This window comes from Streptomyces sp. NPDC055103 (assembly GCF_053607625.1).
In genome coordinates this window covers 138,225-160,966 of sequence record NZ_JBSGTX010000002.1, presented here as the reverse complement: position 1 = coordinate 160,966, position 22,742 = coordinate 138,225, and the positions used below count along the sequence as shown (strand labels likewise).

At 72.1% G+C, this 22,742-nt stretch carries 23 protein-coding genes; 14 read left to right on the top strand and 9 right to left on the bottom strand.

The features are described from left to right. The first annotated feature begins 26 nt into the window (after positions 1-26). On the top strand, positions 27-689 hold the full coding sequence (locus tag ACWFR1_RS02750) for an NADPH-dependent F420 reductase (protein ID WP_453545664.1): 663 nt from the start codon (positions 27-29) through the stop codon (positions 687-689). Here ACWFR1_RS02750 and ACWFR1_RS02745 read toward each other — a convergent pair. Then, on the bottom strand, positions 623-1,279 hold the full coding sequence (locus ACWFR1_RS02745) for a DUF4291 domain-containing protein (protein WP_453545662.1): 657 nt from the start codon (positions 1,277-1,279) through the stop codon (positions 623-625). The genes ACWFR1_RS02750 and ACWFR1_RS02745 overlap by 67 nt on opposite strands. Before the next feature lie 197 nt (positions 1,280-1,476). Continuing rightward, positions 1,477-1,857: a winged helix-turn-helix transcriptional regulator gene (locus ACWFR1_RS02740; protein WP_453545785.1), complete on the bottom strand. Its 381-nt coding sequence runs from the start codon at positions 1,855-1,857 to the stop codon at positions 1,477-1,479. 8 nt (positions 1,858-1,865) lie between these two features. Here ACWFR1_RS02740 and ACWFR1_RS02735 point away from each other — a divergent pair, with 8 nt between their 5' ends. Next, the gene (locus tag ACWFR1_RS02735) at positions 1,866-2,183 is read left to right on the top strand and encodes a DUF6401 family natural product biosynthesis protein (RefSeq protein ID WP_453545660.1); all 318 of its coding nucleotides are present in this window, start codon (positions 1,866-1,868) and stop codon (positions 2,181-2,183) included. Positions 2,184-2,187: 4 nt separating this feature from the next. Here the strand turns inward: ACWFR1_RS02735 and rarD are convergent, their stop codons facing one another. Together rarD and ACWFR1_RS02725 are read right to left on the bottom strand one after the other, a co-directional pair. Next, a complete protein-coding gene (gene rarD / locus ACWFR1_RS02730; protein WP_453545782.1) occupies positions 2,188-3,168 on the bottom strand; it encodes an EamA family transporter RarD in 981 nt (326 codons plus the stop codon). 210 nt (positions 3,169-3,378) lie between these two features. Further along, positions 3,379-4,245: an SDR family oxidoreductase gene (locus ACWFR1_RS02725; protein ID WP_453545658.1), complete on the bottom strand. Its 867-nt coding sequence runs from the start codon at positions 4,243-4,245 to the stop codon at positions 3,379-3,381. A 97-nt stretch (positions 4,246-4,342) separates the two neighbouring features. On the opposite strand from ACWFR1_RS02725, the gene ACWFR1_RS02720 reads away from it, so the two are divergent. Then, positions 4,343-4,765, top strand: a complete 423-nt coding sequence (locus ACWFR1_RS02720; RefSeq protein ID WP_453545656.1) for a winged helix-turn-helix transcriptional regulator — start codon at positions 4,343-4,345, stop codon at positions 4,763-4,765. Between the two features lie 619 nt (positions 4,766-5,384). On the opposite strand, the gene ACWFR1_RS02715 is transcribed toward ACWFR1_RS02720, so the two are convergent. From ACWFR1_RS02715 to ACWFR1_RS02695, 5 genes are all read right to left on the bottom strand, one after another. Next, positions 5,385-6,446 carry a 2-oxoacid:ferredoxin oxidoreductase subunit beta gene (locus tag ACWFR1_RS02715; protein WP_453545654.1) on the bottom strand — a complete coding sequence of 354 codons (1,062 nt, stop codon included), beginning with the start codon at positions 6,444-6,446 and terminating at the stop codon, positions 5,385-5,387. Beyond that, positions 6,439-8,376, bottom strand: coding sequence for a 2-oxoacid:acceptor oxidoreductase subunit alpha (locus ACWFR1_RS02710; protein WP_453545652.1), 1,938 nt, complete (start codon positions 8,374-8,376; stop codon positions 6,439-6,441). The genes ACWFR1_RS02715 and ACWFR1_RS02710 overlap by 8 nt, the downstream gene beginning before the upstream one ends. A 347-nt stretch (positions 8,377-8,723) precedes the next feature. Next, complete coding sequence (locus ACWFR1_RS02705) at positions 8,724-9,383, bottom strand: response regulator transcription factor (RefSeq protein WP_056652441.1); 660 nt, start codon at positions 9,381-9,383, stop codon at positions 8,724-8,726. 218 nt (positions 9,384-9,601) lie between these two features. Beyond that, on the bottom strand, positions 9,602-10,888 hold the full coding sequence (locus ACWFR1_RS02700) for a sensor histidine kinase (RefSeq protein WP_453545650.1): 1,287 nt from the start codon (positions 10,886-10,888) through the stop codon (positions 9,602-9,604). A 157-nt stretch (positions 10,889-11,045) separates the two neighbouring features. Then, on the bottom strand, positions 11,046-12,254 hold the full coding sequence (locus ACWFR1_RS02695; RefSeq protein ID WP_453545648.1) for a sensor histidine kinase: 1,209 nt from the start codon (positions 12,252-12,254) through the stop codon (positions 11,046-11,048). Between the two features lie 162 nt (positions 12,255-12,416). Between ACWFR1_RS02695 and ACWFR1_RS02690 the strand changes: the two genes are divergently transcribed. From ACWFR1_RS02690 to ACWFR1_RS02640, 11 genes are read left to right on the top strand one after another with little or no spacing between them, the layout of a single operon-like run. Next, complete coding sequence (locus ACWFR1_RS02690; RefSeq protein ID WP_453545646.1) at positions 12,417-12,845, top strand: NADH-quinone oxidoreductase subunit A; 429 nt, start codon at positions 12,417-12,419, stop codon at positions 12,843-12,845. Then, positions 12,836-13,399 carry an NADH-quinone oxidoreductase subunit B gene (locus tag ACWFR1_RS02685; protein ID WP_453545644.1) on the top strand — a complete coding sequence of 188 codons (564 nt, stop codon included), beginning with the start codon at positions 12,836-12,838 and terminating at the stop codon, positions 13,397-13,399. The genes ACWFR1_RS02690 and ACWFR1_RS02685 overlap by 10 nt, the downstream gene beginning before the upstream one ends. Then, entirely contained in the window at positions 13,396-14,616 is a 1,221-nt protein-coding gene (locus tag ACWFR1_RS02680; RefSeq protein WP_453545642.1) for an NADH-quinone oxidoreductase subunit C, read from the top strand. The genes ACWFR1_RS02685 and ACWFR1_RS02680 overlap by 4 nt, the downstream gene beginning before the upstream one ends. After that, a complete protein-coding gene (locus tag ACWFR1_RS02675) occupies positions 14,613-15,581 on the top strand; it encodes a complex I subunit 1/NuoH family protein (RefSeq protein ID WP_453545640.1) in 969 nt (322 codons plus the stop codon). The genes ACWFR1_RS02680 and ACWFR1_RS02675 overlap by 4 nt, the downstream gene beginning before the upstream one ends. Beyond that, positions 15,581-16,153 carry a NuoI/complex I 23 kDa subunit family protein gene (locus ACWFR1_RS02670; RefSeq protein ID WP_453545638.1) on the top strand — a complete coding sequence of 191 codons (573 nt, stop codon included), beginning with the start codon at positions 15,581-15,583 and terminating at the stop codon, positions 16,151-16,153. The genes ACWFR1_RS02675 and ACWFR1_RS02670 overlap by 1 nt, the downstream gene beginning before the upstream one ends. Continuing rightward, a complete protein-coding gene (locus ACWFR1_RS02665; protein ID WP_453545636.1) occupies positions 16,150-16,728 on the top strand; it encodes an NADH-quinone oxidoreductase subunit J family protein in 579 nt (192 codons plus the stop codon). Before ACWFR1_RS02670 ends, ACWFR1_RS02665 begins: the two co-directional genes overlap by 4 nt. Continuing rightward, the gene (nuoK, locus tag ACWFR1_RS02660; protein ID WP_453545634.1) at positions 16,728-17,126 is read left to right on the top strand and encodes an NADH-quinone oxidoreductase subunit NuoK; all 399 of its coding nucleotides are present in this window, start codon (positions 16,728-16,730) and stop codon (positions 17,124-17,126) included. Before ACWFR1_RS02665 ends, nuoK begins: the two co-directional genes overlap by 1 nt. Continuing rightward, complete coding sequence (locus tag ACWFR1_RS02655) at positions 17,123-19,102, top strand: NADH-quinone oxidoreductase subunit 5 family protein (RefSeq protein ID WP_453545631.1); 1,980 nt, start codon at positions 17,123-17,125, stop codon at positions 19,100-19,102. Before nuoK ends, ACWFR1_RS02655 begins: the two co-directional genes overlap by 4 nt. Positions 19,103-19,129: 27 nt before the next feature. Further along, on the top strand, positions 19,130-20,683 hold the full coding sequence (locus ACWFR1_RS02650; RefSeq protein ID WP_453545779.1) for a complex I subunit 4 family protein: 1,554 nt from the start codon (positions 19,130-19,132) through the stop codon (positions 20,681-20,683). After that, complete coding sequence (locus ACWFR1_RS02645; protein WP_453545629.1) at positions 20,680-22,203, top strand: NADH-quinone oxidoreductase subunit N; 1,524 nt, start codon at positions 20,680-20,682, stop codon at positions 22,201-22,203. The genes ACWFR1_RS02650 and ACWFR1_RS02645 overlap by 4 nt, the downstream gene beginning before the upstream one ends. 34 nt (positions 22,204-22,237) lie before the next feature. After that, entirely contained in the window at positions 22,238-22,699 is a 462-nt protein-coding gene (locus ACWFR1_RS02640) for an MscL family protein (RefSeq protein WP_453545627.1), read from the top strand. Positions 22,700-22,742 lie beyond the last annotated feature (43 nt).

Genomic DNA, 22,742 nt, shown 5'->3' with positions numbered 1-22,742 from the left:
TTTTCGGACATCAAGGAGCGCACGTCATGAAGGTCGCCGTACTGGGGACGGGCGAGGTCGGTCGCCGCCTCGCCACCAAGCTGGTCTCCCTCGGACACGAGGTCACGATGGGTTCCCGCACGGCGGACAACGCCGAGGCCGTGAAGTGGGCCGAGGCGCACGGCGGCGCGCACGGCACCTTCGCCGACGCCGCCGGCCCCGCCGAGCTGGTGGTGAACGCCACCGGCGGCCTCGTCTCCCTCGCCGTCCTGGAGGCGGTCGGCGCGGCAGGCCTCCGGGGCAAGGTCCTCGTCGACGTGTCCAACGCGCTCGACTTCTCGGAGGGGTTCCCGCCCAAGGTCGCCACGCCGGACGGCGGCAGCGTCGCCGAGCAGCTCCAGAGGGCGTTCCCGGAGGCCCGCGTCGTGAAGACGCTCAACACCATGACCAACACGGTGATGGTCGAGCCCGGCCGGGTCCCGGGCCGGCACAACGTCTTCCTCAGCGGCGACGACGAGGACGCGAAGGCGGTGGTCGCCGACCTGCTGCGCTCCTTCGGCTGGCCCGCCGACCGGATCCTGGACCTCGGAGACCTGTCGAGCGCCCGGGCCACCGAGCAGCTCATGCAGCTGTGGCTGCGGCTCTACGGGGTGCTCGGCACCGGCGACTTCAACTTCTCGGTCTCGGCGGCCGGTTCCGCCGGTTCCTGAACCAGGAGGCGGTCGAGCAGCCCCTGGGGCGTCGGATACGGCTCCTCCCGGGGCAGCAGCCGGCCGGCGCCGGCCAGGTCGCCCGCGCGGACCAGCGCGTGGACGTCGCGGGCGAGCGGGGTCACGTCGGTGACGGAGACCGTCCACTCGTCCGCGTACCGGCGGGAGGCCTCGCCCGACAGGCCGAGCTGGAGCGAGCGGTACGGCAGCGGCCGCAGGTGCAGGTCACGCTCGGGGTCCCACTGGACGCGGGCCGGGGCCTGCTTCAACTCCCGTTTCCAGGCGGCCTGGTCGGGGTGGAAGCCGCGCACGTAGTGCGAGAGGCAGGCGTTCCGCAGGGCCCACTCGAAGCCCTCGCGGGTGATCTCCACGGCGAGGACCGTCTCCTGGCCCTCCTTCAGGCCCCAGCCGCAGCGGTACATCATCCACAGGAACGACGGCTTGATCCACGTCATCCGGTCCCGCTTCCACGTGGCCGGGAATCGCCCGTCGCGGGCGGCGGGCAGACCGATACCCGGCCGGTACGCCTGGTAGACGGTGACGGTGTCCGGGGTGTGGAGCGCCCGGATCCGGTACTTCGGTTCTTCCATGGACGCCAGGGTGCGCGAAGCGCGGGGGGCGGTGCCACCGGATATCCCGGGGACGGCGGGTGTCCGGGAGCGCCGGGTGTCCCGGGGCGGCCGGGTGTCCCGGTCCGCCGGGTGTCCCGGGGCAGCCGGGTGTCCCGGTCCGCCGGATGTCCCGGGGGCCGTTGGGTGTCCCTGGCCCGCCGCTCCGGGCCCGGCCCTCAGGCGACCGCCGCCGCCTCCTCCTTCGCGTCGTACTCCTCGCGCGCCGCCGCGATCTCGTTCTGGTGCTGCTCGGTCCAGGTCACCAGGGAGCGAATCGTCGTGTGGAGCGTCCCGCCGAGGGGCGTGAGCTCGTACTCGACGCGGGGCGGGACCACCGGGTGGACGGTGCGCTTCACCAGGCCGTCGCGCTCCAGCTGGCGCAGCGTCACGGTCAGCATGCGCTGGCTGACGCCGTCGATCTCGCGCTTGAGCTCCGTGAAGCGCAGGACCCGGTCGGTTACAAGAGGGAACCGACTCCAGGGGCGGTAACCGGCCACTCCGCGCCCGCCCCGGCTGCGACCAAGGTCACGGTCTGAACATCCCGATCCGCACCTAATGTGGAGTGATGAGCGATTCCCCCGGCTGCCCGTTGACCCATGTCGCCGTCGCGTACATGCCCCGGCTCGCGGAGGTCACCTCCGAGCCGAGCCTGTCCGCCGCCGTCGACCAGCACGCCGCCGCGGTGTGCGACGCGCTCGTCCCGGCCCAGCGGGGGCCGGAGGGCCGGACCGTACGGCGGGAGGAGCTCGCCGACTACGTCCTCGGGTTCACCGACGGGCTCTCCGAGGCCGAGTGGACCGAGCCCGCGGGCCACGACTTCGTGACCCTGCGGCTGACGGCGGTCTGCTGGCTGATCCGGGAGCACGATCTCCTGGACGCGTGAGCGGTCAGCGCTCCGGGCGGGCCGCCGGAGCGGCAGCGGGGACGGCGTCCACCGAAGCCACGGCCACGGCCTCCGCCTCCCTCACCGCTTCCGCCACCGGCTCCGTCTCCGCCTCGCTCTTCGCCGCCGACGCGGTCATCGCCGCCACCGCGGCCCGGCTGCGGCGGGCCGTGCGCAGCGCGTCCCAGGTGAGGAGCGTCAGGGCGAGCCAGACGAGGGAGAAGCCCGCCCACCGCTCCGGCGGCATCGCCTCGTGGAAGTAGAGGATCCCGAGCAGGAACTGGAAGGTCGGCGCGAGGTACTGGAGGAGTCCGAGCGTCGACAGCGGTACGCGGATGGCGGCCGCTCCGAAGCAGACCAGCGGCACCGCCGTGACGATGCCGGTGGCGGCGAGCAGGGCCGCGTGGCCCGCGCCCTCGGAGCCGAAGGCCAGGGTGCCCTGGGTGCCGAGCCAGACCAGGTAGCCGAGGGCCGGCAGGAACTGGACGGCGGTCTCGGCGGCGAGCGACTCCAGGCCGCCGAGGTTGAGCTTCTTCTTCGCCAGGCCGTAGACCGCGAAGGAGAAGGCGAGGGTGAGCGAGATCCACGGCGGCTGGCCGTACCCGATCGCCAGGACGAGGACGGCCGCGAAGCCGACGCCGACCGCCGCCCACTGCGCCGGGCGCAGCCGCTCCTTGAGGACGAGGACGCCGAGCGCGATGGTGACGAGTGGGTTGATGAAGTACCCGAGCGAGGCCTCGACGACCCGGCCGTTGTTCACCGACCAGATGTAGAGGCCCCAGTTCACGCTGATGACAGCGGCGGCGACCGTGATCAGCGCGAGCTTGCGCGGGCTGCGCACGAGCTCGGGTATCCAGCTCCAGCGGCGCACCGCGAGCAGCGCGAGGCCGACGAAGACGAGTGACCACACCATCCGGTGGGCGAGGATCTCCATGGCGCCGGCGGGCTTGAGGAGCGGCCAGAAGAGCGGGACCAGTCCCCACATGCCGTAGGCGCCGATCCCGTAGAGCAGTCCTGCTCGACCTTCGTTCTCCGACTTCGTCTCCACCGGACCTCCTGCCGCGCGCCACGCTGTCCTGTCGAAGGTAGCGCCGCACGGGGCGGGTTGTCATGCCCGTATCGCTATACGGTCATGACAACCCGGGGTGTGATTGCGGAGGTGTCATCCGGGAGGGAGTGATTCCGGGGGCGTGATTCAGGACGCGGCGAGGGCTTCCTTGATCGTCACGGCGATCGGGGTGGTGGGACGGCCGATCAGCCGGGACAGGTCGCCGGTCCGCAGGGCGAGCGCGCCGTGCTCGACGGCCCGGTCGACGTCGACCAGGATCGCGGCGAAGGGCTCGGGGACCCCGGCGCCGGTGAGGATCGCGAGGTGCGCCTCGGCGGGGACGGGGGTGTACGTGATCTCCCGGCCGGACTGGGCGGCGACCTCGGCCGCGTACTCGGCGAAGGACCAGGCGATGTCGCCGCTCAGCTCGTACGCCTTGCCCAGGTGCTCGTCGGCCGGGCCGGTGAGGACGGCGGCAGCGGCGGCGGCGTAGTCGGCGCGGGTGGCGGAGGCGATCCGGCCCTCGCCGGCGTTGGACACGACGGCGCCGTGGGCCAGGACGGGGGCGAGGTTCCCGGTGTAGTTCTCGGTGTACCAGCCGTTGCGGAGGAAGGTGTACGGCAGGCCGGAGGCGAGGATCAGCCGCTCGGTCTCCTTGTGCTCGGCGGCCAGGTCGAAGTCGGCCTCGTCGCCGCCGAGGACGCCGGTGTACGCGAGCTGGGCGACGCCCGCCGTCTTGGCGGCGCCGATCACGGCGGCGTGCTGCGCGACGCGCTGTCCGACCTCGCTGCCCGAGACGAGGAGCACCCGGTCACCGGCCTCGAAGGCGTCCGTCAGGGTCTCCGGCCGGCTGTAGTCCGCGATCCGCAGCTCGACACCGCGCTCCGCGAGGTCGGCGGCCTTCTGCTTGTCGCGGACGACGGCGGCGACGGACGCGGCGGGGACGGTGGCGAGGAGGGCGTCGATGACGAGACGGCCGAGCTGTCCGGTGGCTCCGGTGACGACGATGCTCATGGTGCTTCCTTTTCCCGTGGGGTGCGGTGGGCGATGCACTCACCGTACGTCGGGCGCTTTCCTTTCGTAAGTACCCACTTTGAAGTAAGGTACTGGTATGGAAGTAAGTGGGGAACCGAAGAGCCCGCTGACGGACGTCGTCGGCGGCATGTGCCCGGCCCGGCTCGTCATGGAGCACGTCACCAGCCGCTGGGGCGTCCTGATCCTCATCGCGCTGCGCGAGCGCTCGTACCGCTTCAGCGAGCTGCGCCGCCGCGTCGGTGGCGTCAGCGAGAAGATGCTCACGCAGACGCTCCAGACCCTGGAGCGCGACGGCTTCGTCCACCGCGACGCCAAGCTCGTCATCCCGCCCCGCGTCGACTACAGCCTCACCGCCATGGGCGAGGAGGCCGCCCGCCAGGTCTGGGAGCTCGCCCGCTGGACCGACCTCCGCGTCGCGGAGGTCGAGGAGGCCCGCGCGCGGTACGACGCGGCTCGTGGCGAGGCGCGTCGCGAGAGCGTCGCCGATTCGTCTGAATGATGTTGAAACGAGGGTGAGTTGACCCTCGCCTGCGTGCGATTCACCTCACTTCGGTGATTCTGTGGACGTGGGGTGGGGGACTCGTGACGTGCGGAAGAGCCTTACGCGCGTGCTGCACGGCGCTCGCGGGCGGATTGATCCTGGTCGGCCCTGACCCCGGCCGCCGAGGCCTTCACCGCCGCCTACCGCGAGCGGTGGGGCCTGTCCGGCTCGGCGCCCGTCGCCCCCCCACGCGGTTTCGAGGCCTACGACGCGGTGCTCGCCGTCGCCGAGGCGATGCGCCGCCTGGCCGCGGACCGGCTCGTGGAGCGGCGTGCGCTGACACGGCGGCTGCGCGAGCTCACGTACGAGGGCGTGGTGAAGAGCTACGCCTTCGACACCACGAACGGCTTCACGTTCAGGAACCAGGTGTACGTGCACCGGATCGAGCGGGGTGCCCCCCCCGCTTCCTCGGCCACTACGAGCAGGCCGCCCGGGACGAGGCCGCCGCGCGGAAGGCGAAGGGGAACGGGAGCTCGCGGGGGACAATGAGCGGGGCCCGGCCCGCACAGCGGACCGGGCCCCGCTCACGTGCTCGCGGGTGCCAGGGCCTGTCCGGCGGATCAGGGTCGGACAGGCCTTACCCCGCCACCGTCCACGTGTCGTTGCCGGTGAGGAGCCGGCTCAGGTCGCCCTTGCCGTGCTGCTCCACGGCCGTCTCCAGCTGCTCCGCCATCAGCGTGTCGTAGACCGGCCGCTCCACCGAGCGGAACACCCCGATGGGCGTCTGGTGGAGGGTGTCCGGGTCCGCGAGCCGCGAGAGCGCGAAGGCGGTGGTGGGGGTGGCCGCGTGGGCGTCGTGGATCAGGATCCGCGACTCGTTCTCCGCGGTGACCGTGACGACCTGGAGGTCGCCGGTGGCCTGGTCGCGGACGACGCCCTTGCCGAGCTCGGCGCCGAAGCGGATCGGCTGCCCGTGCTCCAGCCGGATGACCGCCTCCTTGGCCTGGTCCTTGTCCTTGAGGACCTCGAAGGCGCCGTCGTTGAAGATGTTGCAGTTCTGGTAGATCTCGACCAGCGCCGTGCCGTTGTGGTCGGCGGCCTGGCGCAGCACCTCGGTGAGGTGCTTGCGGTCGGAGTCGACCGTACGGGCCACGAAGGAGGCTTCCGCGCCGAGCGCGAGCGACACCGGGTTGAAGGGCGCGTCGAGCGAGCCCATCGGGGTCGACTTGGTGATCTTGCCGACCTCGGAGGTGGGCGAGTACTGGCCCTTGGTCAGCCCGTAGATCCGGTTGTTGAAGAGGAGGATCTTCAGGTTGACGTTGCGGCGGAGCGCGTGGATGAGGTGGTTGCCGCCGATGGAGAGCGCGTCGCCGTCGCCCGTGACGACCCAGACGGACAGGTCGCGGCGGGAGGTCGCGAGGCCGGTGGCGATGGCCGGGGCGCGGCCGTGGATGGAGTGCATCCCGTACGTGTTCATGTAGTACGGGAAGCGGGAGGAGCAGCCGATGCCGGAGACGAAGACGATGTTCTCCTTCGCCAGGCCCAGCTCGGGCATGAAGCCCTGGACGGCGGCGAGGACGGCGTAGTCACCGCAGCCGGGGCACCAGCGGACCTCCTGGTCGGACTTGAAGTCCTTCATCGTCTGGACGGCGTCGGCCTTGGGGACCAGGTTGAGCAGGAGCTCCGTGGGCTCAGGCATCGATGGCCTCCTTGAGAACGGCGGCCAGCTGTTCGGCCTTGAACGGCATGCCGTTGACCTGGGTGTGGCTGCGGGCGTCGACGAGGTACTTGGCCCGGACGAGCGTGGCGAGCTGGCCGAGGTTCATCTCGGGGACGACGACCTTCTCGTACCGCTTCAGCACCTCCCCGAGGTTCTTCGGGAAGGGGTTGAGGTGGCGCAGGTGGGCCTGGGCGATGTGGCCGTCCGCCCGGCGGATGCGGCGGACGGCGGCGGTGATCGGCCCGTAGGTGGAGCCCCAGCCGAGGACCAGGGTGCTCGCGCCGTCCGGGTCGTCGACCTCGATGTCGGGGACGTCGATGCCGTCGATCTTGGCCTGCCGGGTGCGGACCATGAACTCGTGGTTGGCCGGGTCGTACGAGATGTTGCCGGTGCCGTCCTGCTTCTCGATGCCGCCGATGCGGTGTTCGAGGCCGGGGGTGCCGGGCACGGCCCAGGGGCGGGCCAGCGTCTCGGGGTCGCGCTTGTACGGCCAGAAGACCTCGGTGCCGTCGTCGAGCGTGTGGTTCGGCCCGGTGGCGAACCGCGTCCGCAGGTCGGGGAGCTCCTCGACGTCCGGGACGCGCCACGGCTCGGAGCCGTTGGCGAGGTAGCCGTCGGAGAGCAGGAAGACGGGCGTGCGGTACGTGAGGGCGATCCGCGCCGCCTCGATCGCCGCGTCGAAGCAGTCGGCGGGCGTCTTCGGGGCCACCACCGGCACCGGTGCCTCGCCGTTGCGGCCGTACATGGCCTGGAGGAGGTCGGCCTGCTCGGTCTTGGTGGGCAGACCGGTGGACGGGCCGCCGCGCTGGATGTCGACGATCAGCAGCGGCAGCTCCAGGGAGACGGCCAGTCCGATCGTCTCGCTCTTGAGCGCCACACCGGGGCCGGACGTCGTCGTCACGCCGAGCGAGCCGCCGAAGGCCGCGCCGAGCGCGGCGCCGATACCGGCGATCTCGTCCTCGGCCTGGAAGGTCCGCACACCGAAGTTCTTGTGCTTGCTGAGCTCGTGGAGGATGTCCGAGGCCGGCGTGATCGGGTATGAGCCGAGGTAGAGCGGCAGGTCCGACTGGCGGGAGGCGGCGACCAGGCCGTACGAGAGGGCCAGGTTCCCGGAGATGTTCCGGTACGTGCCGGTGGGGAAGGCCCGGGTCGCCGGGGCGACCTCGTAGGAGACGGCGAAGTCCTCGGTGGTCTCGCCGAAGTTCCAGCCGGCCCGGAAGGCGGCCACGTTGGCCTCGGCGATCTGCGGCTTCTTCGCGAACTTCTGGCGCAGGAAGGACTCGGTGCCCTCGGTCGGCCGGTGGTACATCCAGGAGAGCAGCCCGAGCGCGAACATGTTCTTGCTGCGCTCGGCCTCCTTCCGGGACAGGCCGAAGTCCTTGAGGGCCTCGACGGTCAGCGTGGTCAGCGGCACCGGGTGGACCCGGTACGCGTCCAGCGACCCGTCCTCCAGGGGCGAGGTCGCGTAGCCGACCTTGGCCATGGCGCGCTTGGCGAACTCGTCGGTGTTGACGATGATCTCGCCACCGCGCGGCACGTCGCCGATGTTGGCCTTGAGTGCGGCCGGGTTCATCGCGACCAGCACGTTCGGGGCGTCGCCCGGGGTCAGGATGTCGTGGTCGGCGAAGTGCAGCTGGAAGGACGAGACACCCGGCAGGGTCCCGGCGGGTGCGCGGATCTCGGCCGGGAAGTTCGGCAGCGTGGAGAGGTCGTTCCCGAAGGACGCCGTCTCCGAGGTGAAACGGTCACCCGTGAGCTGCATGCCGTCACCGGAGTCGCCCGCGAAGCGGATGATCACCCGGTCGAGCCGGCGCACTTCCTTCTCGGCGCCGTGGTGGGCCGTCGCCGGGGCGCTGCGCTGCTCCCCGAGCAAGGCCTCACCGGCCTCGCTACTGACCTGGCTGGTCACTGAACTGGACCTCCCTCGTGGCAAGGGGACTCTCCGCCGGAGGCGGGAGAAGGCTCGGGAGACGCCGGTCGATCACCGGTCGTCCCGTGGCCCACCCTACGACGGTAAGGGGGGCCTTCCCGGGACTTCTCGCATGCCGGACCTCTTTTTGAGACGCCCTCTTGCCCTGAATTGTCACGTTCTGTCGCCACCCGGAATGCTCCGGAAGGTCGCGTTACGCCTCATCCATTGGATCTAGGACCCTCCGGTTGTCGGACGTCGGCAGCCTCCCTGATGTCACTCCGGCCTCGCTCCAGCCGCGCTCGGCCCCGCTCGGCCGTGCCCGTATCTGACAGGGTGTCAGATCCTTAGGACTTCAGATACGTCAACACCGCGAGTACCCGCCGATGATCGCCGTCACTCGGGGAGAGCCCCAGCTTCAGGAAGATGTTGCTGATGTGCTTCTCCACCGCGCCGTCGCTCACCACCAGCTGCCGCGCGATCGCCGAGTTCGTCCGACCCTCGGCCATCAGACCGAGGACCTCCCGCTCGCGCGGGGTCAGGTTCGCGAGCACGTCCTGCTGGCGGGACCGGCCGAGCAGCTGCTGCACGACCTCGGGGTCCAGGGCCGTACCTCCCCCGGCGACCCGGACGACCGCGTCCACGAACTCACGGACCTCCGCGACCCGGTCCTTCAGCAGATAGCCCACGCCCCGGCTCGAACCGGCCAGCAGTTCGGTGGCGTACTGCTCCTCCACGTACTGCGACAGGACCAGGACACCGAGCCCCGGATACTCCTTGCGCAGCCGCACCGCCGCCCGGACACCCTCGTCCGTGTGCGTCGGCGGCATCCGCACGTCCGCGACCACCACGTCCGGCAGCGCGCCCTCGTCGGCGAGCCCGGCCACCAGCTTCACCAGCGCCTCGCCGTCACCCACCCCGGCGACGACCTCGTGCCCCCGGTCGGTCAGCAGCCGGGTCAGCCCCTCACGGAGCAGCACCGAATCCTCCGCGATGACCACCCGCACCCGGTCCGTCACCTCTTGTACGCCCACGTCCCGCATCCCCCTGTTCGAAGGTCGACATCGCCCCCAGCATCGCAGGAAGACGTCCGCCCCGGGGGAGTACCCCGGGGCGGAACACGGTCAGTCGGCCACGGTCCGACCCGGGCTGCTCGGGCCTACCGTGGCCGTCGGCCACGGTCCGCCCCGGCTGCTCGGGTCGGACCCTGGACCCTGCCCGTCGGCTACGCGCGCCAGGGCAGCTCGGCGGTCACCGTCGTCGGCCCGCCGGCGGGCGAGTCCACCGCCAGTACGCCGTCGACCGCGCCGACCCGCTCGGCGAGCTTCGCCAGGCTCCGGCCCGCCGCCGCCTCCGCGCCGCCGACGCCGTCGTCCCGCACCTGGATCATCAGCCGGTCGCCCGTCCGCCACACGTCCACCCAGGCGCGCCGCGCCCGCGCGTGCTCCGTGACGTTCCGCAGGAGCTCCGAGACCGTGAAGTACGCGATGCCCTCGATCGCCGCGACCGGCCGGGCCGGCAGGTCCACGTCCACCGACACCGGGACCGAGCACCGGGAGGCCACCGACGAGAGCGCCGCGTCCAGGCCCCGGTCGGTCAGGACGGCCGGGTGGATGCCCCGGGCCAGGGCCCGCAGCTCCTGAAGGGCGACCTTCACCTCGCCGTGCGCCTCGTCGACCATCACCGCGGCCGCCTTCGGGTCCTCCGCCAGCTTCTCCTTCGCCAGCCCCAGATCCATGGCGAGCGAGGCGAGCCGGGCCTGCGGACCGTCGTGCAGGTCGCGCTCGATGCGCCGCAGGTCCGCCGCGGCCGTGTCCACGACCACGCCCCGGTCCGACTCCAGCTCCGTCACCCGCGAGGCCAGCCGCCCCGGGCCGAGCAGCCCCGCGACGAGGAACCGGTCGACGCCGACGATCCCGCGCAGCACCCACGGCCCGGCCAGCACGAACAGCAGTCCGATCAGGCAGGTCACCCCGGTCTCGAAGGGCGAGTCGAGGTAGAAGTCGTGCGTCCCGTCCCCGTACAGCTGGATGCCGTCCTGCCCGACGTACGCGGGGAACACCCACTGCCACAGCGGGTACGTGAAGAGGCCCCAGCCCCAGGCCCACAGCGCCACCGACACCGAGAAGCCGAAGACGGCCCACGGCATGTGCAGCAGCGCGTACAGCAGGTGGCGCCACGACGCCCCGCTCTTCAGCATGGCGCCCATCCAGGAGAACGCCCCGCCGGTCCTGCCGCGCACCGGCTCCGGCGCCTTCACGTCCAGGTCGAGCAGCGCCCGCGCCCGGGCCCGCTCGACCGCGCCGAAGCCCCGGCACATCGCCAGCGCCCCGGCCAGGATCGGCACACCGAGGAAGGTGATGAGCAGCCCCGCGCCGGCCGAGACGAAGGCGACGGAGAGCGCGAACCAGCAGACGCTGAGCGGCAGCCCGATCAGCACGTAGCCGAGGGCGCGCCAGGTGCGGGCCTCGAACGGCGCGCGGATCGCGGCGGGGAGTCGGGGGGAGGCCATCGCGGTCGTCCTTCTCTGCCGAAAGGGGTGGGGCGGTCCGTGTTCCGGTCCGTGTTCCGTTTCATGTCCCGGTACGTGTTCCAGGGTTCCGTTTCGCCGCGCCCCGGACCATGAGGGGAGTGGGCGTCTCAGGCCGGGGGTTTTCCCTACCTGACGCTCAGGCGGCGGGCCGGGAGCGCCACGGCAGCTCCGCCGTGACCGTCGTCGGACCGCCCTCGGGGGAGTCGACGACGAGGAGGCCGTCCACCGCCCCCAGCCGCTCCGTAAGACCCGAGAGCCCCGTCCCGCCGTCGAGCCGCGCCCCGCCGACGCCGTCGTCGCTGACCTGGAGCATCAGCCGGTCCTCCACCCGCCACACCTCCACGGACGCCGTCCGGGCGCGCGCGTGCTTGGAGACGTTCTGGAGGAGCTCCGAGACCGTGAAGTACGCGATGCCCTCGATCGCCTCGGCCGGCCGCTCCGGCAGCTCCACCGACACCTTCACCGGCACTGTGCAGCGCGCCGAGACCGACGAGAGCGCGGCGCTCAGCCCCCGGTCCGTGAGGACCGCCGGGTGGATGCCCCGGGCGAGGTCCCGCAGCTCCTGGAGTGCGAGCTTCACCTCGCCGTGGGCCTCGTCGACCATCGCCGCGGCCCCCTCCGGGTCCTCCAGGAGCTTCTCCTTCGCGAGACCGAGCCCCATCGCGAGGGCGACGAGCCGGGCCTGCGCGCCGTCGTGCAGATCGCGCTCGATGCGCCGCAGGTCCGCCGCGGCCGTGTCCACGACCACGCCCCGGTCCGACTCCAGCTCGGCGATCCGCCGCTCCAGCTCGTCGGAGGGCGAGAGCAGCCCGCGGACCATGCCCCGGTCGGCGTTCGACAGACCGCGCGCGATGAAGGGAAGGACGGGCCAGAGGACCAGGAGCGAGACCAGCCCGACCGTGAACGTCACGATCCCCCAGGGCAGCCGGATCAGCCCGTACAGCTGGGTCCGCCAGGCGACCGGGTCCTTCAGCGAGGACCACAGCCAGGCGAAGAAGCCGCGGCCCGACGGCATCCGCGACGGCTCCGCGACCCGTACCCCGAGCAGCGCGCGGGCCCGCGCCCGCTCCGACCTGCCGATCAGGCGCGCGCCGCCGAGCCCGAGGGCGAGCAGCGGCAGCCCGATCACCGTGACCGAGAGGCCCACGCCGAGCAGGACGGTCACGACCGCGTAGACGAAACCGGCCAGGGCCGTGAAGAGACTGGAGAGGAGGAAGGCGATCTCCTTCCAGGTCTCCTTCCCGTAGGCGAGCCGCAGCGGCGGTCGCGGGTCGACGGCGGCGGCAGGGGACTGACCAGGGGACTGGCCGGGGGACCGTCCCGGGGATTCATGATCGGCGCTCATGGTGGCAAGCCTGCCGGTCGCGGGACGCGCGACGCCATGGGGGAGGTGGGTGAGCGGCAGTAGGGATATCCCCACCGGGGACTGGCCTGGGACTGGCCGGGGACTGCTTACGGCGCCTTTAGCAGGGCCTAGACTCGCGTCCGTACAGAACAGAAGTGACCCATGAGACACCGAGACCGAGGGGCGGACGTGCGGGAACCGACCGTTGTCGCGGCCGACGCGGCGGACTACTTCCAGACGTACTCCGTCGTCGGGCTGCTGGCCGTCGTCGGCGTGCTCTTCGTCGCCGTGGCGTTCGGCGCCGGGCGACTGCTCAGGCCCGTCGTGCCGACACCCGAGAAACTCCTCACCTACGAGTGCGGCGTCGACCCCGTGGGGGAGGGCTGGGCGCACACCCAGGTCCGCTACTACGTGTACGCCTTCCTCTACGTCGTCTTCGCCGTCGACTCGATCTTCCTCTTCCCCTGGGCGACGGTCTTCGCGGCGCCCGGCTACGGCGCCACGACCCTGGTCGAGATGTTCGTCTTCCTCGGCTTCCTGGCCGTGGGGCTGCTCTACGCGTACAGGAAGGGCGTCCTGACATGGACGTAACACCCCTGCCCGCTCCGACGCTGGGGCCGCTCGCCCGCCTCGCGCCCGAGCCGATGAAGGTGGTCCTGAACTGGGGCCGCCGCTACAGCCTGTGGGTCTTCAACTTCGGCCTCGCCTGCTGCGCGATCGAGTTCATCGCCGCGTCGATGGCCCGGCACGACTTCATCCGGCTAGGCGTGATCCCCTTCGCGCCGGGGCCGCGCCAGGCGGACCTGATGATCGTCTCCGGCACGGTGACGGACAAGATGGCCCCGGCCGTGAAGCGCCTGTACGAGCAGATGCCCGAACCGAAGTACGTGATCTCCTTCGGCGCCTGCTCCAACTGCGGCGGCCCCTACTGGGACTCGTACTCCGTCACCAAGGGCGTCGACCAGATCATCCCGGTCGACGTGTACGTGCCCGGCTGCCCGCCGCGCCCCGAGGCGCTCCTCCAGGGCATCCTCAAGCTCCAGGAGAAGATCGCCCGCGAGAGCCTGGCGGAGCGGTACGCGACGACCGCGTCCGTCTCGGAACTGACCAGCCCGCTGACGCCCCCGCCGGGAGCCAGGTCATGAGTACGTACGACTCCCTCCCCGGCTCCGTGACGGAGGTCTTCGGCGAGGAGGCGACGGCGGAACAGGCCTACGACCTGCTGACCGTAGACGTCCCGCCGGGGTCGTGGATCACGGCCCTGGAGACCGCCCGGGACGACCTCGGGTGCACCTACTTCGACTGGCTGAGCGCGGTCGACGAGCCCGGCACGGGCTTCCGGGTCTGCGCGCACGTGGTCGCCCTCGAAGCCGGCCGGCCCCCGCGCCGCCTCCTCGTCCGTACGACGGTCCCGCACGCGGCCCCGGTCCTCCCGACGGCGATCGGCGTGTACGCGGGCGCCGGCTGGCACGAGCGCGAGACCCACGAGATGTTCGGCGTGGACTTCACGGGCCACCCGCACCTGGTGCCGCTGCTCCTCCCGGAGAACTTCGAGGGCCACCCGCTGCGCAAGGACTTCGTCCTCGCGGCCCGGGTCGCGAAGGCGTGGCCCGGCGCGAAGGAGCCGGGCGAGTCCCATGACGGCAGCGGCCCGAAGCGCCGCCAGATGCTCCCGCCGGGTGTGCCGGACCCCAACGAGTGGGGCCCCCTCAAGGGCCAGCTCCCGCCGGCCCCGGCCCGCCCGGCGCGAGCGGCGGCGGGCGACCGTCCGGCCCGCCGCGCGCGCTCGGTGGCGGAGGGCTCGGCGAGCCAGCCGGAGCCGACCGCGGCGCCGACCTCTGCGCCGACCTCTGCGGCGGAGGGGCAGGAAGCCGCCCCGGCGGCACGCCCCCCGCGCCGCTCCCGCTCGGTGACGGAGGGCTCGGCGAGCCAGGCGACGGCCCCGGAGGCCGGCACCCCGCCGGACGACCAGGCCGCGACCGCTCCCGCGCCGGCGGCGCGCCCGCCGCGCCGCTCGCGCACGACGGCCGACGGATCCGCGAGCCAGGCGGCGGCCCCTGAGCAGGAGCCGACGGCGGACGGCCCGGCCACCGCTACCCCCCGCACGCGCAGCGCGGACGCCCCCTGGCACCACGCCCGCCCGACCTTCGACGAGCAGGCCCCGGAGCCCGAGACCCCGGCCGAGACCCCGGAAGCACGCGAAGAACCCACCGAACCGGCGAAGGCAACCGAACCGGCGGCAACCGAACCGGCGGCGGCAACCGAACCGGCGGCGGCAACCGAACCGGCGGCGGCAACCGACCCGGCGGCGGCAACCGAACCGACCGACCCCACCAACCCCACCGGAGGCGACCCCGCGTGAACGACGCACTCGACGTCGCCGTCCGGCTCCTCATCGTCTTCGCCGTGTTCCTCGTCCTGCCGCTGGTCGTCGGGCAGACCGAGCACAAGGTCATGGCCCACATGCAGGGCCGCCTCGGCCCCATGTACGCCGGTGGCTTCCACGGCTGGGCCCAGCTCGTCGCCGACGGCGTGAAGTTCGCGCAGAAGGAGGACATCGTCCCGGCCGAGGCCGACCGGCGGATCTTCCAGCTCGCGCCGGCCGTCGCCCTCCTCCCGTACCTCCTCGTCCTCGTCGCGATCCCGATCGGGCCGAGCGAGGGGGCCGTCGGCCAGGTCGTCGACGCGGGCATCTTCTTCGTGCTGGCCGTGATGGGCATCGGCGTCCTCGGCAGCCTCATGGCCGGCTGGGCGTCCGCCAACAAGTTCTCCCTGCTCGGCGGCCTCCGTACCGCCGCCCAGCTGCTCGCCTACGAGCTCCCGATGCTGCTCGCCGCCGCCTCCGTCGCGATGGCCGCCGGCACCGTCTCCCTCTCCGGCATCCTGAACGCCTTCGAGTGGTGGTGGCTGCCCTGGCAGATCATCGGCGCGATCGTCTTCTTCGTGGCCGGTCTCGCCGAGCTCCAGCGGCCGCCGTTCGACATGCCGGTCGCCGACTCGGAGATCATCTTCGGCGCGTACACCGAGTACACCGGCCTCCGCTTCGCGCTCTTCCTGCTCGCCGAGTACGCGGGCATCGTCGTCCTCTGCGGTCTCACCACCGTCCTGTTCCTCGGCGGCTGGCACGGCCCCCTCGGCGCCGACGGCCTCGGCTGGGTCTGGACCCTCCTCAAGACCGCCGTCCTCGCCTTCGTCGTGATCTGGCTGCGGGTGACCTACCCGCGTCTGCGCGAGGACCAGCTCCAGAAGCTGGCCTGGACGACGCTCGTCCCGCTCGCCCTCGCGCAGATCGCGCTGACCGGCATCGTGAAGGTGGCGATCCAGTAATGCCCATCCCCGGCTCCGGCCTCGCCAAGGGGCTCGCCGTCACGCTCCGCACGATGACGAGGAAGACCGTCACCGCGCAGTACCCGGACGTCCAGCCCGAGCTGCCGCCCCGCACCCGCGGGGTCATCGGACTGTTCGAGGAGAACTGCACGGTCTGCATGCTCTGCGCCCGTGAGTGCCCCGACTGGTGCATCTACATCGACTCCCACAAGGAGACGGTGCCGGCCGCCGCCCCCGGCGGCCGCGAGCGCAGCCGGAACGTCCTCGACCGCTTCGCCATCGACTTCTCCCTCTGCATGTACTGCGGCATCTGCATCGAGGTGTGCCCCTTCGACGCGCTCTTCTGGTCGCCCGAGTTCGAGTACGCGGAGACCGACATCCACGAGCTCACGCACGAGCGCGACAAGCTCCGCGAGTGGATGTGGACGGTCCCCGAGCCGCCCGCGCTCGACCCGAAGGCGGAGGAACCGAAGGAGATCGCCGCGGCCCGCAAGGCGGCGGAGAAGGCGGCCGAGAAGGCGGCGGCGGAGCAGGCAGCCGCAGCCGCCGAGGCCCAGGAGGAGCAGCAGTGACCCCGGCAGCACACCCCGCGCACCTGGCGGCGGAGGCGGCCGCGGAGGCCCACGGCTTCCTCTCGCCCTCCGGCGTCGAGATCGCCTTCCTCCTGGTCGGCCTCGTGACCCTCGGCGCGGCCGTCGTCACCGTCACCACGCGCCAGCTGGTCCACGCCGCGCTCTGGCTGGTCGTGGCGCTCGGCGGACTCGCCGTCGAGTACCTGCTCCTGACCGCCGAGTTCATCGCCTGGGTCCAGGTCCTGATCTACGTCGGCTCCGTCGTCGTCCTCCTCCTCTTCGGCCTCATGCTCACCAAGGCCCCCATCGGCCGCTCCCCGGACGCCGACTCCGGCAACCGCCCGGTCGCCCTCGGCGTCGCGCTCGCCGCCGCCGTGGCCCTCGTCTGGGTCGTCGTCGACGCGTTCCGTACGACCTGGATCGATCTCGACGGAGCCGTCCAGGGCTCCACCGAGGTCACCGGCGCCGTCCTCTTCAAGCACTGGGTGCTGCCCTTCGAGGCCCTCTCGGTGCTCCTCCTGGCCGCGCTGGTCGGCGCGATCGTCCTCTCCCGCAAGAAGGAGCAGGAGCGCTGATGCACCTCGCCTATCCCGCGGTCCTCGCCGCCCTCCTCTTCTGTGTCGGCGTGTACGGCGTCCTCGCCCGCCGCAACGCGATCCTGGTCCTGATGTCCGTCGAGCTGATGCTCAACGCCGTCAACCTCAACCTGGTCGCCTTCGACGTCTGGCTCCGCGACACCCTGCACGCCGGGCAGGCCCTCACCCTCTTCACCATCGCCATCGCTGCCGCGGAGATCGGCATCGGTCTCGCGATCGTCCTGATGGTCCACCGCAACCGCGGCACCGCGGACGTCGACCGCCTCCGCGACACGGCGGAGCACCCGGACTCCCCGGACGGCCCGGACAGCGCACCCGGCGCCGACGCGGCCGCAGACGACACGCCCCACGGCGAGAAGGCCGAGGCCACCGCGTGACCACCACGACCCTCGCCGTCCTCGTCCCCCTCCTGCCCTTCCTCGGCTCCGTCGCCGGACTCCTCCTGGGCCGCACCGCGCCCGGCTTCGTCCGGCCCCTCGCCGTGCTCCCGACGCTCGCCGCCGCCGTCCTCGCCGTGCTCGTGGCCGTCCGCCAGGGCGGCGGGAAGGCGATCGACGCCGCCACCCAGCTGACCCCCACCGGCTCGGTCCCGATCGACCTGGCCCTCCACATCGACGGCTTCGCGGCCCTCGTCGCCGTCCTCGTCGGCGTCATCGCGACCTGCGTGCAGATCTACTCGACCGGCTACCTCCGCGACGACCCCCGCTACCCGTCGTACGCCGCGCTCGTCTCCCTCTTCACCTCCGCGATGCTGCTCGTCGTCTACTCCGGCGACCTGATGGTGCTCCTGGTCGGCTGGGAGATCATGGGCATCTGCTCGTACTTCCTCGTCGGCCACTACTGGGAGACGCCCGAGGCGCGGGCCGCCTCCCTCAAGGCCTTCCTCGTCACCAAGCTCGGTGACGTCCCCTTCCTCATCGGTCTCTTCGCGCTCGCCACCGACGCCGGCACCTTCCGCATCACGGGTGTCCTCGACGCCGTCGCGAGCGGCGGCCTCGACCACCCCACCCTGATCGCGCTGCTCCTGCTCGCGGGTGTGGCGGGCAAGTCCGCGCAGTTCCCGCTGCACACCTGGCTCCCGGACGCGATGGCCGGCCCCACCCCCGTCTCCGCGCTCATCCACGCGGCGACGATGGTCGCCGCCGGCATCTACTTCACGGCCCGGCTGCTGCCCGTCTTCGCCGCCTCGGCCGCCGCCATGACCGTGCTCGCCGTGATGGCCGCGATCACGATGGTCGGCTCGGCGCTCGCCGCGCTCGCCCAGGACGACATCAAGCGCGTCCTCGCCTACTCGACGATCGGCCAGCTCGGCTACATGGCCGGCGCCCTCGCCGTCGGCGACCGCGGGGCCGCCGTCTTCCACCTCCTGTCGCACGCCGCCTTCAAGGCGCTGCTCTTCCTCGCCGCCGGCACGGTCATCCACGCCGCCGGGACGAACTCGCTCACCGCCATGTCCCGCATGAGCGGCCTCGCGAAGCGCATCCCCGACGCGTACTGGACGATGACCGTCGCCCTGCTCGCGCTCGCCGCGATCCCGCCCTTCGCCGGCTTCTTCTCCAAGGAAGCCGTCCTCGTGGCCGCCGAGCACACCGCGCTCGGGGACCAGGCCGGTGTCCCCGCCGGGGCCGGCTGGACCGTCCTCGTCGCCGGGCTCCTCACCGCCCTCCTCACCGCGGCGTACGCGCTCCGCCTCTGGCTGCGGACCTTCCGCGGCCGCGGCGCCGAGGCCCCCGACCACGGCCGCCAGCCGATCGCCATGACCACCGTCCTGTGGGTCCTCGCGGTCCCCTCCGTGGGCTTCGGACTGACCGTCACCTATCTCGACGACTGGTTCGACAGCGACGCCCTCACCCCGACCGTCACCACGGCCGTCCTCGGCACGGGCCTCGCCGCCGCCGGAGCGGTGATCACCTACGCGGTCTGGCGCACGCTCGCGGCCCGCACCCCCGTGGCGCCGCCCGTCCCGCACGTGGCCCACCCCGACGCCGACGCCGGCCTGGTCGAGGCCGAGGCCCTGCACCTGCCGCACCCCGCCGAGGACCCGGCCGACCCCGGCCGCGCCCTCCTCGGGCCGCTGCACGCCCCCGCCGCCGACGGCTTCCACCTGGACGCCGTCTACCGGGCCGCCTTCGTCCGCCCCGTACTCGCCGCCGCCTCCCTGGTCCGCTTCCTGGACCGCGAGGTCGTCGACACGTACGTCAGCGCCGCGGGCAACTCCGCCAAGGGCCTCGGCTGGCTCGTCCGCCGCGCCCAGACCGGCAACGTCCAGACCTACCTGAGCGCCCTGCTCGCCGGCTCCGTCGTCCTGGCGATCGCCGCAGTCGCCCTCGCCAACGCCGTCGCCGGAGCGTGAGCCGTGATCGATATCAGCGAATCCGTGATGCAGTTCCTTCTCGCGTTGACCGTCGTCGGCCCGCTCATCGGCGCGGCCGCCGCTCTCCTCCCGGCCCCGCCCGGACTGAAGGGGAAGTCCCCGGACCAGGCCGTGCTCCGCCACGGCGTCACCGTCACCGGCGTCATCCTGCTGGCCACGATCGTCCTCGCGCTCGGCTTCGACCACGACCAGCCGTCGAAGATGCAGGCGAGCACGGACATCAAGTGGATCCCCGCACTGGACGTGCGCATCCACCTCGGCATCGACGGCATTTCCCTCCCCCTCTTGGTCCTGACCGCGCTGCTGACCTTCCTCTGCGCGCTGTACAGCTCCTACAAGATGCCTGCCGGCCCTTCCCCCAAGGGCTTCGTCGCGCTTCTCCTCGTCCTCGAGTCCGGCACCCTCGCGACCTTCGCCGTCCTCGACCTCGTCCTGTTCTTCCTGGCCTTCGAGATGGTCCTCATCCCGATGTACTTCCTCATCGCCCGCTGGGGCGGCGAGGGCAGGCAGGCCGCCGCCTGGAAGTTCATCCTCTACACGCTGCTCGGCTCCGTCGTCATGCTGCTCGGCCTGCTCCTCATCGGCGTGAAGGCCGGCACGTTCGACATGGTGGCACTCGCCACTGACAACGGCCGTGGACTGACCACGTCCGTGCAGGTCATCGCCGTTCTCGCGATCGGTCTCGGGCTCGCCGTGAAGACCCCGATGTGGCCGCTGCACAGCTGGCTCCCGGACGCCCACACCGCCGCCCCGACCGTCGGCTCCGTCCTCCTCGCCGGCGTCCTGCTCAAGATGGGCACGTACGGCTTCGTCCGGATCCTCCTGCCGATCGCCCCCGACGGCATGCGGACCTTCGCGCCCTACCTCGCCGCCTTCGCCGTCGCCGGGATCATCTACGGATCGCTCGCCTGCCTCGCCCTCGCGCGCCCCGGCGCCAAGGGCGACCTCAAGCGCCTCATCGCGTACTCCTCCGTCGGCCACATGGGCTTCGTCCTCCTCGGCATCGCCTCCATGACCCCCACCGGCGTCAACGGCGCGCTCTTCGCCAACATCGCCCACGGCCTCGTCACCGGCCTGCTCTTCTTCCTGGTCGGCGCCCTCAAGGACCGCTACGGCACCGCCGACCTCGACACCCTCGCCGGCGCCACCGGAGCCGCCCTCTACGGCCGCGCCCCGCGCCTCGGCGCCCTCCTCGCCTTCGCCGCCGTCGCCTCCCTCGGCCTGCCCGGCCTGGCCGGCTTCTGGGGCGAGATGCTGGCCCTCTTCGGCGCCTTCGATCCGGCCGAGGGCCTCAGCCGCCCGGCCTTCCTCACCTTCACGGCGATCGGCGCGTTCGGCACCCTCCTGACCGCCGCCTACCTCCTCCTCGTCGTCCGCCGCGTCTGCATGGGCGGCCCGCGGCCCGCGGAGGAGACGGCGATCGCCGACGTCCAGGGGTACGAGTTCGCCGCCTGGACCCCACTCGTCGCCCTCACCGTCCTCGCCGGACTCTGGCCCGCGGTCCTCCTCGGCCTCACCGACCCGGCCGTCCAGCAGCTCCTCGCCGGAGGGAACCGATGACCCCCACGACGCTCGCCGGCGAGTCGCTCGTCCAGTCCGTCGACTGGCTCACGATCGCGCCCCCCACCCTCACGGCCGTGGTCGCCCTCGTCGTCCTCGTCGCCGACCTCTTCGTCCCGCAGGAACGCAAGCAGCTCCTCGGCTGGACCGCGATCGGCGGCCTCGTCGCCGCCCTCGCCCTCCTCGTCCCGCTGCGGGCCGGCGACCGCTCCACCTTCTGCCTCACCGCCGAGGCCCAGGCCCAGGGCCACACGGCCGCGTGCAGCTACACCGCCGACCACTTCACCCTCGTCATCCAGCTGCTCGTCCTCGGCGGCGCGCTGCTGACGGCGCTGCTCTCGCTCTCGGAGACCCGTGAGAAGCTCCCCGCCGGCGAGTACTGGTTCCTGCTGCTCTCCTCCGCCGCCGGCGCGGCCCTGCTGCCCGCCTCCCGCGACCTCGCGACCCTCGTCGTCGCCCTCGAAGTGGCCTCGCTGCCCGCGTTCGCGCTCGTTGGCCTCAAGCGCGGCGACCGCATGTCCGGCGAGGCCGCCCTCAAGTTCTTCCTCTCCTCCGTCACCGCGACCGCCGTCACCCTGCTCGGCGTCAGCTTCGTGTACGCGGCGACCGGCACCCTCCACCTCACGGAGATCGCCCAGCGCCTCGACTCCGTCCCCGGACAGCTGGAGACGCTCGCCGAGGCGGGCGTGGCCCTCACCCTCGTCGGCTTCGCCTTCAAGACGGCCGCCGTCCCCTTCCACTTCTGGGTCCCCGACACCTACGTCGGCGCCCCGCTGCCCGTCGCCGCCTACCTCTCCGTCGTCGGCAAGGCCGTCGGCTTCACCGGGCTCGTCCTCGTGACGGTCGTCGCCTTCCCCTCGTACGCGGACGTCTGGGGCCCCGCGCTCGCCGTCCTCGCAGCGCTCACCATGACCGCCGGGAACGTCGCAGCCCTCCGCCAGGTCTCCACGCGCGCGTGGAGCGCGGTCCGGCTGCTCGCCTGGTCCTCCGTCGCCCAGGCTGGCTACCTCCTGGTGCCGATCGCCGCCGCCGCGTACTCCAGCGACGACCAGATCGGCGCCACCGTCGCGTACGCCCTGATGTACGCCGTCGTGAACCTCGGCGCCTTCGCGGTCGTCGCGCTCGTCGCCCGCACCCACCCCCGGAACCGGATCGCGGACTACCGCGGCCTGTACGCCGCGCGCCCCGCCACCGCCCTCGCCCTCGGGTTCTTCCTCCTGAATCTGGCCGGTTTGCCCCCGGGTATCATCGGCCTCTTCGCCAAGGTGACCGTCTTCTCGGCGGCCGTCGACGCCGGCCTCGGCTGGCTGGCCGTGGTGATGGGTCTCAACGTCGTCATCGCGCTGTACTACTACCTGCGCTGGACGGCGCTGCTCTTCCGCGCGCCGGTGGAGGCCCCCGTCCCCCACAGGGCCTCCGTGCCGGTCACCCTGGCGATCGCGCTGACCGCCGCCGCCGGAGTCGTGCTGTCGGGCTACCCGCAGTTCGCCCTCCGCTTCGCGACGGACAGCCTCTTCTGACCCCCCACGGAACGAACCAAGGAGCAGTACCCCCGTGCTGAACGGATTCAAGGACTTCATACTTCGCGGAAACGTCATCTCGATGGCCATCGGTCTGGCTGTCGGAACCGCGTTCACGGCCGTCGTCACGGGCTTCAGCAAGGCGTTCATCACCCCGCTCATCGGTCTCGCCACCGGTTCCGTCGGTGACTTCAGCGAGGCGGAGTTCAGCGTCGGCAAGACCGTCTTCCCCTACGGCCTCGCCATCTCCGCCGCCATAGCGTTCGTCATCACCGCCGCGGTCCTCTACTTCCTGATCGTCGCCCCGCTCGCGAAGGTCCAGGACAGGTTCGCCAAGGCGGAGGCGGCCGACCCCAAGGCGGAGAAGCGAGACTGCCCCCGCTGCTTCACCGAGATCCCGGCCATCGCCACCCGCTGCGCCCACTGCACCAGCGAGGTCGAGCCCACCGCCGCCTTCCTGGCGCCGGAGAAGGTCGCGGTCCCGGCGGCCCGCTGAGGGGCCGTCCTCACCCGAACGGCCCCAGGGGCCGCCCGCCCCA